Origin of the sequence: Xanthomonas euvesicatoria pv. euvesicatoria, assembly GCF_020880415.1 — a bacterium.
Classification (GTDB): domain Bacteria; phylum Pseudomonadota; class Gammaproteobacteria; order Xanthomonadales; family Xanthomonadaceae; genus Xanthomonas; species Xanthomonas euvesicatoria.
The window spans coordinates 178,513-191,382 of record NZ_JAJIUJ010000103.1; the positions used below are offsets into that span (position 1 = coordinate 178,513).

Consider the following 12,870-nt stretch of genomic DNA (forward strand, 5'->3'; position numbering starts at 1 on the left):
ATGGCATGACCGCTGCAGCGCAGGCGCGCTGCAGTGCCCGGCGTTGGGCTGCGTGCTGGCTGCTGGCGTTGCTGTCGCTGTTGGTGACACCGGCGTCCTTCGCGCAGGCGCCCGCCCCGGAAGCCGACCCTGCGTCCCAGTCGGCGCCGCGGATCGGCGTGGTGACCATGCAACCGGGCGAAGTGTTTTTCGAACGTTTCGGCCACGATGCCATCGTGGTGGTCGATCCGCGCACGCAGCAGGCCACCTCGTACAACTTCGGCTTCTTCGACCCGAGCGAGCCGGACTTCGTACCGCGTTTTGCGCGCGGCGAAATGATGTATTACCTGGTCGCGCTGCCGCTGGAAGAAGACCTGTCGCAATATCGCGATGCCGGCCGCGGTGTCAGCATCCAGTGGCTGGATCTGCCGCCAGATCAGGCGCTTGCGCTGGCCGAGGGCTTAGCGGTGCGTAGCCAACCGGAAAACGCGCGCTACCACTACGATTACTTCATGGCCAACTGCGCCACCATGGTGCGCGACACGTTGGACCGTGCGATGGGCGGCGCGCTCAAGTCGCAGCTGGCCGGTCGTTCGCGCGGCAACACCTTCCGCAGCGAAGCGGTACGCCTGGCCTCCCCTGCCCCGTGGATGTGGCTGGGCTTCGACCTGGGCCTGGGACCGTACGCCGATCGCCCCTTGTCGCGCTGGGAAGAAGCCTTCGTGCCGATGCGGCTGGCCGACAGCCTGACCCAGGTGCACAACAGCGCCGGTCGCCCGTTGGTGCAATCCACGCAGGTATTGCTGCCGCATCGCATCGCGCCCGAGCCCGCCGAACAGCGGCGACACTGGTGGCCGTGGTTGCTGACCGGGCTCATCGTGGCCGCAGGCGTGCTGGCCTTGGGCCGCAGGCAGCGCCTGCTGGCTGGACTGGCGTTACCGTTCTGGCTGGTGTGCGCCATCGGCGGCGGCCTGCTGGTGTATCTGTGGGGATTCACTGCCCATCAATCGGCATGGGCCAACCGCAACCTGCTGCTGGTCAACCCGCTGTGCGTGCTGCTGTGGTTCGGTGGCATACGGCTGCAGCTGGGCCATCGGCCGGGCCGCTGGTTCAACGTGCTGTCCTGGGTGGTGGCGGCGTGCGCGCTGGCCGCGTTGGTGATCCATTGGCTGTCCTTCCAGGCGCAGGACAACCTGCAATGGGTGATGCTGCTGTTGCCGATCCACACCGCACTTGCCATTGCCCTGCGACCGCGTGACCTGCCCGCACGTACGCGCTGATTGAAGGATGCGCTCATGAACAGCAACGGCCATCATCCCGATAATCCGTCCTGCGTCATCACCTGCGCTTATTACGACGGCGACGGCAAGCGCCACGACATCAGCCTGGAGCACATCAGCGACGTGCTGCAGCGGCCGGATGGCTTCGTCTGGGTGGGGCTGTACGAGCCGCAGGAATCGGTGCTGCGCAAGTTGCAGGACGAATTCGGCCTGCACGATCTGGCGATCGAAGACGCGCTCAAGGCGCATCAGCGCCCCAAGGCCGAGAGTTACGGCAACTCGCTGTTCGTGGTGGTCAACACCGCGCAGCTGGTCAACGAGCGCATCCGCTATGGCGAGACGCACGCGTTCCTGGGAAGGCGCTTCCTGTTGACGGTACGGCATGGCGCGTCACTGTCGTACGCGCCGGTGCGGCATCGGGTCGAACGCGAGCCGGCGATGCTGCACATGGGCGCGTCGTTCTGCCTGTACGGCGTGCTCGATTTCGTGGTCGACAATTACCTACCGATCATGGACGAGTTCCGCGACACGCTGGAACGTCTGGAAAAAGACATCTTCGCCGACGACTACAAGCGCGAGACGGTGGTGCGCCTGTATGAGCTCAAGCGCGAACTCAACAAGATGCGGCTGGTGGTGGCGCCGTTGCAGGACGTGCTCTCGCACCTCAAGCGCAATCCCGGCTCCCTGATCCACGAAGAAGTCGGCATTTACCTGCGCGACGTGCTCGATCACGCGGTGCGCATCAACGATGCCATCGACACCTTGCGTGAAATGCTGGGCACGGCGCTCAGCGTCAACCTGTCGATGGTGACGCTCGCTCAGGGCGAAACCGTCAAGCGCCTCGGTGCCTGGGCCGCCCTGTTGGCCGCCCCTACCCTGATTACCAGCTGGTACGGCATGAACTTCGCCCACATGCCCGAACTCGACGCCCGCTACGCCTACCCATTGCTGGTCGCCGGCGTCGTGGGCTCGTGCCTGGTGCTGTATCGCCTGTTCAAGCGCGCCAAGTGGCTATAGGGCCGCTGCGCGGCCCGGGATTCGGGATTGGGCATTCGGGATTGGTTTGAGCAGTTGGCAGGTTGTTGATTTTCAACCTAGGCCAGGGTGCTCATAAGTCGCGAGCGCCTGCTCTTGCGAATCTCCAATCCCGAATCCCGAATCCCGATTCCCCGCCATCAAGCCACATAGATCGTCTTGACGTTCATGAACTCATGGATGCCGTGCTCGGCCAGTTCGCGGCCGAAGCCGGAGCGCTTGATGCCGCCGAAGGGCAAGCGCACATCGCTCTTGACCACTGAGTTGACGAACGCCGCGCCGCACTGCAGCTGCTGCGCCACGCGCTCGCCGCGCTTGGGGTCGGCCGTCCACACGCTGCCACCCAGCCCGAAGCTGGTGTCATTGGCCACGCGCACCGCTTCGGCCTCGTCGGCCACCCGGATGATCGAAGCGACCGGGCCGAAGAATTCTTCGTCGTATGCCGGCATGCCGGGGGCGACGTTGTCGAGGATGGTGGCCGGATAACCGGCATGCGAGCCGGCGACCGGTTCGCCGCCCAGCAAGACCTTGGCGCCCTTCGCCACGCTGGCCTGCACCTGCTTGTGCAATTCCTCGCGCAAGTCGGCACGGGCCATTGGCGCCAGCGTGGTGCTGTCCTGCTGCGGGTCGCCCACGATGCGCTTGGCTGCCGCTGCCACGAAGCGCTCGATGAACCGGTCGGCGATCGCATCCACCACGATGAATCGCTTGGCGGCGATGCAGGTCTGCCCACTATTGTCGAAACGTGACTGCACGGCCGATGGCACGGTGTGCTCCAGATCGGCGTCTTCCAGCACCACGAAGGCATCGCTGCCGCCGAGCTCCATCACGCACTTCTTGAGCTGGTCGCCCGCATTGGCGGCCAGCGAGCGACCGGCGCGTTCGCTGCCGGTCAGCGTTACCGCAGCAATGCGGGCATCACGCAGGACATCGGCAGCCTGGTCGTTATCGATATGCAGGACATCGAACACGCCCGGCGGAATGCCGGCGGCGTCCAGCACCTCTTTCATGGCGTCAGCGCAGCGCGGCACGTTGCTGGCGTGCTTGAGCAGCGACACGTTGCCGGCCATCAGGCTTGGTGCCAGGAACCGGAACGCCTGCCACAGCGGGAAATTCCACGGCATCACTGCGAACACGCAGCCCAGCGGTTCGTAGCGCACATAGCTGGATTGCGCTTCGGTGGGAATGTCGCGCGGCGCCAGATAGTCGGCGGCGTGCTCGGCGTAGTACGCGCAGGCCTGCGCGCACTTGTCGACTTCGGCCAGGGCCTCGGCGCGCAGCTTGCCCATCTCGGCGGTCATGATGCGTTGCAGGTCCTCGCGGCGCTTGGTCAGCTCCTCGCCAATGCGGCGCAGCAAGGCGCCACGCTCGGCCAGCGGCAACGCGGCCCAGGCCGGAAATGCCTTGGCGGAAGCGGCCAGACGCGCTTCGATGGCAGCGGCGTCCAGGGTCTGCTGGGTGTGCTCGACCTGGCCGTTGGCGGGGTTGACGGTGTCGTAGGACATGACGGTCTCCTGTTGCGAGGCGGTCATGCTAGACGCCGGCAAGTTCGGGGCGCGTCACAATCGCCTGAAACTGCTGCAACACTGTGTTCGCAAGCACCACGGCCGCCAGCCACACTGGGTGCATGCAGCCGCATCGGTTTTCGAAGCAGTGCTGCCGAAGGCTTACCTGCCTCGCACGCCTCTGCACCTCGCCCCCCCCCCTGCTGAAGCGCTCAACCTTCGCGTTGCAACGCCAGCTGCGCATCGCGCATGCGGCGCTTTTCGCTGCGCGCCAGCAGCCACCAGCCAATCACCGCGGCAATCGACACCGCCAGCACCATCACCGTGGCCAGCGCATTGATCTTGGGGCTGATGCCCAGCCGCACCGACGAAAACACCTTGATCGGCAAGGTGGTGGAACTGGGCCCGGCCAAGAAACTGGCGATCACCACATCGTCCAGCGACAGCGTAAAGGCCAGCAGCCAGCCCGATGCCAGGGCCGGCGCGATGATCGGCAAGGTGATCTGGAAAAACACGTTCAGCGGCGTGGCACCGAGATCCATCGCGGCTTCTTCCAGCGAGCGGTCCAGTTCCTGCAGCCGCGAAGAAATCACCACGGTCACGAACGAGACGGTGAAGGTGACATGCGCCACCCAGATCGCCACTGCGCCGCGCGGCGCGATGCCGAGCACGCCCCCCATCGACACCAGCAACAGCAGGATCGACAGACCGATGATGACTTCGGGCATCACCAACGGCGCGGTGATCAATGCGCCGAACAGGGTTTTGCCGGGAAACCGCCGCAGGCGCACCATCGCCATGGCGGCCATCGTGCCCAGCACCGTCGATGCGCAGGCCGTCCAGAACGCCACCTCCAGGCTGACCCAGGCTGCGTCGAGCAATTGCCGGTCGCGCACCAATTCGCCGTACCACTTGGTCGAAAACCCGCCCCACACCGTTGCCAGGCGCGAGGCGTTGAACGAATACACCATCAACAACAGGATCGGCAGGTACAGGAAGCCGAAACCCAGCGCGAGCACGCTGCCGCCGAGCAGGCGCCCACCGCGCGAAGCGCGCATCATGTCAGCCGCCCTTCCAGCTCACGCTGCTGGTAGCGGTGGAAGATCACGATCGGCAGCAACAGCAGCAACAGCATCACCGTGGCCACGGCCGCTGCCACCGGCCAGTCGCGGTTATTGAAGAACTCGCCCCACAGCACGCGCCCGATCATCAGGGTGTTCGGCCCGCCGAGCATTTCCGGGATGACGAACTCGCCCACCGCCGGAATCATCACCAGCATGCAGCCGGCCACGATGCCGTTGCGCGATAGGGGCAAGGTGATGCGCGCGAACGCCTGCCATGGCCGCGCGCCCAGGTCGTAGGCCGCTTCGAGCAGGCGCTGATCGTGCTTGACCAGGTTGGCGTACAGCGGCAACACCATGAACGGCAGATAGCAGTACACGATGCCGATATAGGCGGCGATCGGCGTGTACAACAACTGCAACGGCTGCTTGATCACACCCAGCGCCAACAGCACCTGATTGAGCACGCCATTGCCATCGAGAATGCCGATCCACGCGTATACGCGGATCAAAAACGAGGTCCACGACGGCAGCACCACCAGCATCATCGCCACGTTGCGTGTGGCCAGCGGCAGGCGCGCGATCACATACGCCATCGGATAACCGATCAACAACGCAAGCGCCGTGGAAATGGCCGCGATCTTGATCGAACTCAGGTACGCAGCCACGTACTGGCTGTCGCGCAGCAAGGCCAGATAGTTGCCCAGATGCAGTTTGAGGCTCACCGCACCGTCGGCAGCAACCGCCAATAGCGGCGTATACGGCGGCATCGCGGTGGCGCGCTCGGCGAAGGAAATCTTCAGCACGATCAAAAACGGAATCGCGAAGAACACCAGCAGCCATAGATACGGTGCGGCGATCACGCCCCAGCGCGCGCCCGGCAAGCCACGGCTAAGAGTGGCTAGCAGAACGTAGCGAGCAGCCGCCAGGGGGGCGCGGACGGCGCGCAGGAACCGCAGTGTACGAGTGGTACATGAGGATTCCGAGCACCGGCCGCGCCCCCCTGGCGGCTGCGCAGTAGTTTTGCTGGCCGCTCTCATGCGGTGAGCACCACGCCGTCGTCTTCGCCCCACCCGACCCACACGGTGTCGCCCCAGGTCAGCGCTTCGCTGGCCCAGCGCTGGCGATTGGCGAAATTGGCCATCAGCTTGACCCCGCTGGGCAGGCGCACGTGGTAGACCGAGTGGCTGCCGAAATAGGCGATGTCTTCGATCACGCCCTGGGCCTTGTTGCAGGCCTGGGCCGGCTCGTCCTTGCCGATGGCGAGCTTTTCCGGGCGCAGCGCGAACGCCACTGCCTGCCCTTCGAAGCCGGTGATGCCGTGGCCGATGCGGATGCAGGCATCGAACGCCGGCGTTTTCAAGGTGACGTACTCGGGCGCGTCGTCGGCGATGAGCGCATCGATCAGATTGACCGAGCCGATGAACTCGGCCGCAAACCGGTTGGCCGGCTGCTCGTAGATTTCATCGGGCGTGCCCACCTGCTGGATCCAGCCCTGGTCCATCAGCGCGATCCGGGTGGCCATGGTCATGGCCTCTTCCTGATCGTGGGTGACCATGACGCAGGTCACGCCGGAGGTTTCGATGATGTTGACCAGTTCCAGCTGCATCTGCGAGCGCAGTTTTTTATCCAGCGCACCCATCGGTTCGTCCAGCAACAGCAGCTTGGGGCGCTTGGCCAGCGAGCGCGCCAGGGCCACGCGTTGCTGCTGCCCGCCGGAGAGCTGGTGCGGCTTGCGCTTGGCCAGCGCGCCAAGCTGCACCAGTTCGAGCATCTCGCCGACGCGGCTGGCGATCGCAGCCTTGGGCAAGCCTTCCTGCTTCAACCCGAAGGCGATGTTCTGCTCCACACTCATATGCGGAAACAGCGCGTACGACTGGAACATCATGTTGATCGGGCGCTCGTACGGCGGCAGTGCGTCGATCGGTTGACCATCCAGGACAATGCGCCCCCTTGGTCGGCCGCTCGAACCCGGCAAGGCAGCGCAGCAGCGTGGATTTGCCGCTACCGGAACCACCGAGCAACGCGAAGATCTCGCCCTTGCGAATCTGCAGGCTGACGTCGTCGACCGCAACGAAGCCGTCGAACTCCTTGCGGACCGCGTCGATGCTCAGGTAGCCGCCGTCGCCAGCGGTGAGGTGGGGCTGCGGGGTGGCCTCGGGGGATGCCATTGAACCTCTCGATTGCGCATTGCATGCGCCACAACGGCCAATGCCGACCATGATGGCAAAACCCGGACGCGGCCGCGCATGGGCTGCCGCGTCACAGATTGCCCTGGCTGCTCTCAGTGCGCGTCCTGCGCCGGTGCGCTCCAGCCCAGCCCCAGACTCTTCTGCAGGGCCACGTAATTCACCAGCAACTGCACCTGCGCCTGTGCGGCAGCGTCCTGCGCCGACAACTGCTGGCGCTGCACATCCAGCAGATCGATCGATGAGGTGGCACCGGCATCGCGACGCTGCTGCATCAGCCCGGCCGAGCGCGTGGCCGAGGCTTCGGCCTGGCGTGCGACCATCAGCTGCTTGCGTGCCGAACCGAAGCGCGCCAACGCCGAATTGGCATCCTGCAAGGCAGCCAGCACGCTCCCTTCGTACGCTGCCGTACGCCCGGCATTACCGGCACGTGCCTGCTCCACCTGCGCGCGGGTCTTGCCGAAATCGAAGATCGACCAGCGCAGCATCGGCACCGCCAATGTGGTCAGCGCGTCGGAATTGAAATCGCTTGGCGAGCCGGCGACCCAGCTCAGCCCGCCCAGCAGACTCACCTGCGGGAAGTAGCCGTTCAACGCCTCGCCGATCTGCGCGCTGGAGGCGGCCAGCTCGCGCTCGGCCTTGCGCACGTCCGGGCGCCGGCGGATCAACGCACCGGCATCGTCCACGCGCACCTGTGTCGGCAGCATCGGCAAGGGCTGCGGCGTGCCGAGCTGGGCATCCAGCGCGCCGGGCTCGCGCCCGACCATCAGGGCCAGCTGGTCCTGCGCTTCCTGCGCCTGCATTTCCAGCGGCAGGCGTTGCGCCTCCTGCTGCTGCACCTGGGTGGCGATCTGCTCGACCTGCAGGTCCGAGGCGGCGCCCTGCCCGCGACGTTGCTGCACCAGCTGCAGCGACTGGCGGATCTTGTCCAGGTTGGTATCGGCAATGGCCAGGCGCGCCTGCAAGCCGCGGTAATTGAGATAGACCTGCCCGACTTCGGCGGCCAGCTGCACCTGCGCATCGGCCAGCTCGGCTTCGGAGGCCTGTGCCTGCGCCAGCGCGCCTTCGGCGGCGCGACGGCGGCGGCCGAAGAAATCCAGCTCCCAGCTCGCATCGAAGCCGGCGCTGTAGATCTGCGTCTCTTCCAGGTTCAGCGCCTGGTTGCCGGCCGCCGGCGGCTGGCCGGGTTGACCCTGTTGCAGCCCGCCGAGCGTGTCGACAATGGTCTGCGGCGGTTCGGCGTAGGCATACAGTGCGCTGGCGTTGAGCTTGGGCAGGCGCTCGGCGCGGCGTTGCTGGGCCAGCGCGCGGTTGGCACGCAGCCGCGCCTGTGCCGCGCGCAGGTTGGGGCTGTCGGCCAAGGCCTGGGTGACCAACTGGGTCAGGAGCGGGTCGTGCAATTCCTCCCACCAATGGTTCAGCGGTGCGGCGGCGACCACGTCTGCGCCGCTGGCACGATGCAGGGCGGGTGCCTGCATCGCCGCGTCGGCAACCGCTGGCGGCTTGGTGTAGTTGGGGCCGAGCATGCAGCCGCCAAGCAGCAGCGTGCCCAACGCCGCAGCCAGCGGCATGCGGATCAGGCGCATGGAATCAGTGCATTGCAAGGTGCGCCCCCTTGGGTAACGGCTTGAGCAAAAAGGCCAGCGGAATCGTGCAGACCACGATCACGCCAAAGATCCAGAACAGGTCGCTATAGGTCATCACCAGGGCCTGCTGCTGTACGACGCGGGCGAACTGGGCGATCGAGCGGGCTGCCGCCTCGCCGCCGGCGCTGCCCTGCATCTGTGCGGTCAGGCCGGCCAGCGCCTCCTGTGCACGGCTGGCGTTGGCGGTGATCGAGCTGCCGATGGTTTCGGTGTGGAAGGTCATGCGGCGCTCCTGAAAGGTGGAGATCAGCGCCAGCCCGACCGAGCCGCCCAGGTTGCGGCCGGCATTGAACAGGCCCGAGGCATCGCCCGCCAGTTCCGGCGGCACCGACGAAATCGCCGCCTGGTTGAGCGACATCATCGCCAACGCCAGGCCGCAGCCCTGCAGCAGCTGCCCGGCGACAAAATGCGTGCCCACGGTGTCGGCAGTCAGCGACAGATTGACGAAGCAGGCAGCGGCAAAGCAGATCAGCCCGGCAATGACCAGGATGCGCACATCCACCGTTTCCAGCAGCTTGGGCATCATCGGCATCAGCAGCACGGTCGGCAGGCCGGACAGCAGCAGCACGTACCCGGCCTGCTCGGTGTTGTAGCCGGAGATCACCGCCAGGAACTGCGGAATCATGTACATGACGCCGAACAGGATCATGCCCACCGCCATGACCATGATGAACACCGCGCCGAAGCTGCGCTGCAGCAGCAGCGACAGCCGGATCACCGGAGGGCGCCGCCGGAACTGGCTGATCACCAGGGCGATGAAGCCGCTCAACGCAAGCAGGCTCAGGGTATTGATCTCGCTGGATTCGAACCAGCGCTCGCGCTGGCCTTCTTCCAGCACCACGGTCAGCCCGCCCAGACCCGCGGTCAACCCGTAGATGCCCAGCCAATCGGCGTCGAGCAGGCCTGCCCAGTCGCCCTTTTCGTGCTTGAGGCCGAGCAGCAGCAGCGCAACCAGGCCAACGCAGATCGGCACGTTGATGAAGAACGCGTAGTGCCAGCTGACGTTTTCGGTCAGCCAGCCGCCGAGCAGCGGGCCGATCACCGGGCCCATGATCACGGTCATGCCGAACAAGGCGGTCCCCATGGTCTGCTGGCTGGGCGGCAACCGCGTGGCGACGATGGTCAGCGCGGTCGGAATCAGGGCGCCGCCGGCCAAGCCCTGCCCGACGCGGCCGATGATCATCATCGAAAGCGACGTCGACAGCCCGCACACCACCGAGAACGCGGTGAACATCACCGCGCAGATCAGCAGGAAATTGCGCAGGCCCAGCGTGCGCACGAACCAGCCGGTCAGCGGGATCATGATGATCTCGGCCACCAGGTAGGCGGTGGAAATCCAGGTGCCTTCTGTACCGCTGGCGCCGACCTCGCCCTGGATGGTGGGCAGCGCGGCATTGACGATGGAAATATCCAGCGTCGCCATGAACGAGCCGATGGTGCCGGCCAGCACCGCCAGCCAGGCGCCCGGCTCGGCCTTCTCGCGCTGGGCGCTGCCGCCGGCACGCGGGCCGGTGGCGGCCGCTGCACTCATCGCGCGCTCTCCTGCTCCTGCACGCGGTCGGATTCTTCTTCGGCACGCTGCTTGGCGTCCTTGGCCGAGCGCGTGTCCACGGTGACCTCCACCGACATGCCCGGCACCAGCACCTTGCGCGCCTCTTCACCGGCCAGCACACGGATGCGCACCGGCACACGCTGTACCACCTTGGTGAAATTGCCGGTGGCGTTTTCCGGCGGTAGCAAGGCGAACTGCGAGCCGGTGCCCGGCGACAGGCTCTCGACCTTGCCGTGCAACTTCACTCCGGACAGCGCATCGACCTCGATCTCGGCCGGCTGGCCGGGACGCATCAGGCCGACCTGGGTTTCCTTGAAATTGGCAACCAGATACAGCGATTGCTGCGGCACGATGGTCATGGTGCGGGTGCCGGCGCCGAGGAACTGGCCCACCTGCACGGTCTTGTCGCCCACCCGGCCGTGGATACGGCTGGTCAGACGGGTGTCTTCCACCGCCACCCGCGCCTGGTCGGCATCGGCGGTGGCCTGTTTCACGCCGGCCTGTGCCTGTTCCAGTTGCGCGCGGCTGGCCTGGATCTGGCTCTCGCCGGCCTTGGCCTGCGCCTGCGCGGCGTCGTACTGCGCACGTGCGCGTGCCAGATCGTGCTGCAGGCTTTCCTGATGTTCGTGGGTGTCTGCGCCGGAGGCGGCCAACGGCGCGAAGCGCTTCACTTCGGCCTGGGCGAACTTGAGGCTGGCAGCAGCGGCGGTGACCTGGGTGCGCGCCTGCAGCAGCGCCGATTCCTGCGCGGAGACATTGGCGGTGGCGGCGACGATATCGGCCTGGCGTGCGGCAATGGCGGCTTCGGCTTGCTGCAGGGTGGCCTGGTAGGTGCGATCGTCGATCTGCAGCAACGGCTGGCCGGCTTCCACGATCTGGTTGTCGCTCACCAGCACCTTGGTCACGTAGCCGCTGACGCGCGGTGCCACCGCCACCGAATCGGCCTGCAGATAGGCGTTGTTGGTGTCCTGCATGTAGCGGCCCTTGATCAGGTAATAGGCCAGCCACACCACGAGCAGGATCAGCACCAGCACCCCGACCAGGATCAGCGTCCACTTCACCTTGGGGTTCTTCAACGGCGAGGGCTTGGGCGCCTGCTGCTCGTCGCGCGCGCCGGCGCCCTGCGCATCCGTGGCCGAGGACTGGCCGTCATTGGACTGATGGTCGTGGTTGCTCAAAAGGATGCGTCCTGTGTGATGGGCGAGGCGCGCCACGCAGCGGCCGTCTCGGCGGCGTCGGCAATGGCGGCGCAACCATACAATTATTTGAACTGCCCGGTACAGATTGCGTGATGACCCGACCGGCCAACAACCGGCCCACCAAGTCCCGACGGTGCCATTCCCACGCCATGCGCGTGGCCCGTGGGAGGAGCCGTCGCACGGGGCCGCACTGCGCTCGGGCGCAGCACCCGCCGCCGACGCAGCCGGTCAATGCCCGGTCTTGATCTCGGTCCACAGCCGCGTGTACAGCCGGTCCACGTCCGGCGGATTGATCGCGTAGGTAAACATCTTGGCCGTCACTTCCGGCGGCGGGTAGATGGTGGGGTCGTTGCGGATCGCCGCATCCACCAACGGCGTGGCCGTGCGCACCGGGTTGGCGTAATGGATGAAGTTGGTGTTGGCCGCGGCCACGTCCGACTTCAACAGATAATTGATGAAGGCGTAGGCGTTGTCAGGGTGCTTGGCATCCTTGGGAATGGCCAGCATGTCGAACCACTGCGGCGCGCCTTCCTTCGGAATGGCGTAAGCCACCTTGATGTTGTTGCCGGCTTCCACGGCACGGTCGCGCGCCTGGATGATGTCGCCGGACCAGCCCACCGCCAGGCAGGTATTGCCGTTGGCCAGCGAGGTCACGTACTGGCTGGAGTGGAAGTTCTGCACGTACGGGCGAATGGCCTTGATCAGCGCGGCGGCCTTTTCGATCTCGGCCGGCGCCGTGCTGTGCGGATCGAGCCCGAGATAATTGAGCGCAATCGGAATCATGTCCGAAGGCGTGTCCAGGATGGTCACGCCGCAGTCCTTGAGTTTGGACAGATTCTCCGGCTTGAACACCAGATCCCAGCTGTTGGCGACATCGGTGTTGCCGAAGATCGCCTTGAGCTTGTCGACGTTGTAGCCGATGCCGGTGGTGCCGATCATGTACGGCACGCCATAGGCATTGTTCGGGTCCTGCGCGGCGATGCGGCGCATCACGTCCGGATCCAGATTGACCAGATTGGGGATCTTGCTCTTGTCCAGCGGCAGGAAGACGCCGGCCTGGATCTGCCGGCCGAAGAAGTTCAGCGTGGGCACCACCACGTCGTAATCGCTGCCGCCGGCCAGCAACTTGGTTTCCACCATTTCGTCGCTGTCGAAGACGTCGTAGGTGACCTTGATGCCGGTGCTCTTTTCGAACCCGGGAATGGTGTCCTCGGCGATGTAATCGGAATAGTTGTAGACGTTGAGCACCTTGGCCTGCGCGTCGGTCTTGCCGGGCGCGCCAGCGCCGCCACAGCCGGACAACAGGGTGATGGACAGCGTCAGGGTGAGCAGTCGCAGCGTCATGTGGGTCTCCAGGCAGCGCGATGGGGCGGCCGGTATCGAATCCGGTCTCTTCCCAGCCTACTCACCACGCCCGGGTTTGC

General features: G+C 65.7%; 9 protein-coding genes, 1 other RNA gene and 1 pseudogene. 2 read left to right on the plus strand and 9 right to left on the minus strand.

Annotated features, from left to right (window positions below):
- Nucleotides 1-5: 5 nt before the first annotated feature.
- Both LN450_RS17295 and LN450_RS17300 read left to right on the plus strand, forming a co-directional pair.
- A complete protein-coding gene (locus LN450_RS17295) occupies nucleotides 6-1,259 on the plus strand; it encodes a lipoprotein N-acyltransferase Lnb domain-containing protein (protein ID WP_011347783.1) in 1,254 nt (417 codons plus the stop codon).
- A gap of 15 nt (nucleotides 1,260-1,274) precedes the next feature.
- The gene (locus LN450_RS17300) at nucleotides 1,275-2,276 is read left to right on the plus strand and encodes a magnesium and cobalt transport protein CorA (RefSeq protein WP_011347784.1); all 1,002 of its coding nucleotides are present in this window, start codon (nucleotides 1,275-1,277) and stop codon (nucleotides 2,274-2,276) included.
- A 158-nt stretch (nucleotides 2,277-2,434) separates the two neighbouring features.
- Here the strand turns inward: LN450_RS17300 and LN450_RS17305 are convergent, their stop codons facing one another.
- The 9 genes and pseudogenes from LN450_RS17305 to LN450_RS17345 form a co-directional block, all read right to left on the minus strand.
- Nucleotides 2,435-3,826 carry an NAD-dependent succinate-semialdehyde dehydrogenase gene (locus LN450_RS17305; RefSeq protein WP_170811214.1) on the minus strand — a complete coding sequence of 464 codons (1,392 nt, stop codon included), beginning with the start codon at nucleotides 3,824-3,826 and terminating at the stop codon, nucleotides 2,435-2,437.
- Nucleotides 3,827-4,011: 185 nt separating this feature from the next.
- Nucleotides 4,012-4,860, minus strand: coding sequence for an ABC transporter permease subunit (locus LN450_RS17310; protein ID WP_011347786.1), 849 nt, complete (start codon nucleotides 4,858-4,860; stop codon nucleotides 4,012-4,014).
- A complete protein-coding gene (locus LN450_RS17315; RefSeq protein ID WP_029819636.1) occupies nucleotides 4,857-5,768 on the minus strand; it encodes an ABC transporter permease subunit in 912 nt (303 codons plus the stop codon). Before LN450_RS17315 ends, LN450_RS17310 begins: the two co-directional genes overlap by 4 nt.
- Nucleotides 5,760-5,835: non-coding RNA, sX9 sRNA (locus LN450_RS17320), on the minus strand. The genes LN450_RS17315 and LN450_RS17320 overlap by 9 nt, the downstream gene beginning before the upstream one ends.
- A gap of 61 nt (nucleotides 5,836-5,896) precedes the next feature.
- Nucleotides 5,897-7,031: pseudogene (locus LN450_RS17325) on the minus strand (ABC transporter ATP-binding protein).
- 113 nt (nucleotides 7,032-7,144) lie between these two features.
- Nucleotides 7,145-8,635, minus strand: coding sequence for an efflux transporter outer membrane subunit (locus LN450_RS17330; RefSeq protein WP_011347789.1), 1,491 nt, complete (start codon nucleotides 8,633-8,635; stop codon nucleotides 7,145-7,147).
- 4 nt (nucleotides 8,636-8,639) lie between these two features.
- A complete protein-coding gene (locus LN450_RS17335) occupies nucleotides 8,640-10,226 on the minus strand; it encodes an MDR family MFS transporter (protein ID WP_011347790.1) in 1,587 nt (528 codons plus the stop codon).
- On the minus strand, nucleotides 10,223-11,425 hold the full coding sequence (locus LN450_RS17340; RefSeq protein ID WP_011347791.1) for an HlyD family secretion protein: 1,203 nt from the start codon (nucleotides 11,423-11,425) through the stop codon (nucleotides 10,223-10,225). Before LN450_RS17340 ends, LN450_RS17335 begins: the two co-directional genes overlap by 4 nt.
- A 249-nt stretch (nucleotides 11,426-11,674) precedes the next feature.
- Nucleotides 11,675-12,790, minus strand: a complete 1,116-nt coding sequence (locus tag LN450_RS17345) for a polyamine ABC transporter substrate-binding protein (RefSeq protein WP_011347792.1) — start codon at nucleotides 12,788-12,790, stop codon at nucleotides 11,675-11,677.
- Between the last annotated feature and the right edge of the window lie 80 nt (nucleotides 12,791-12,870).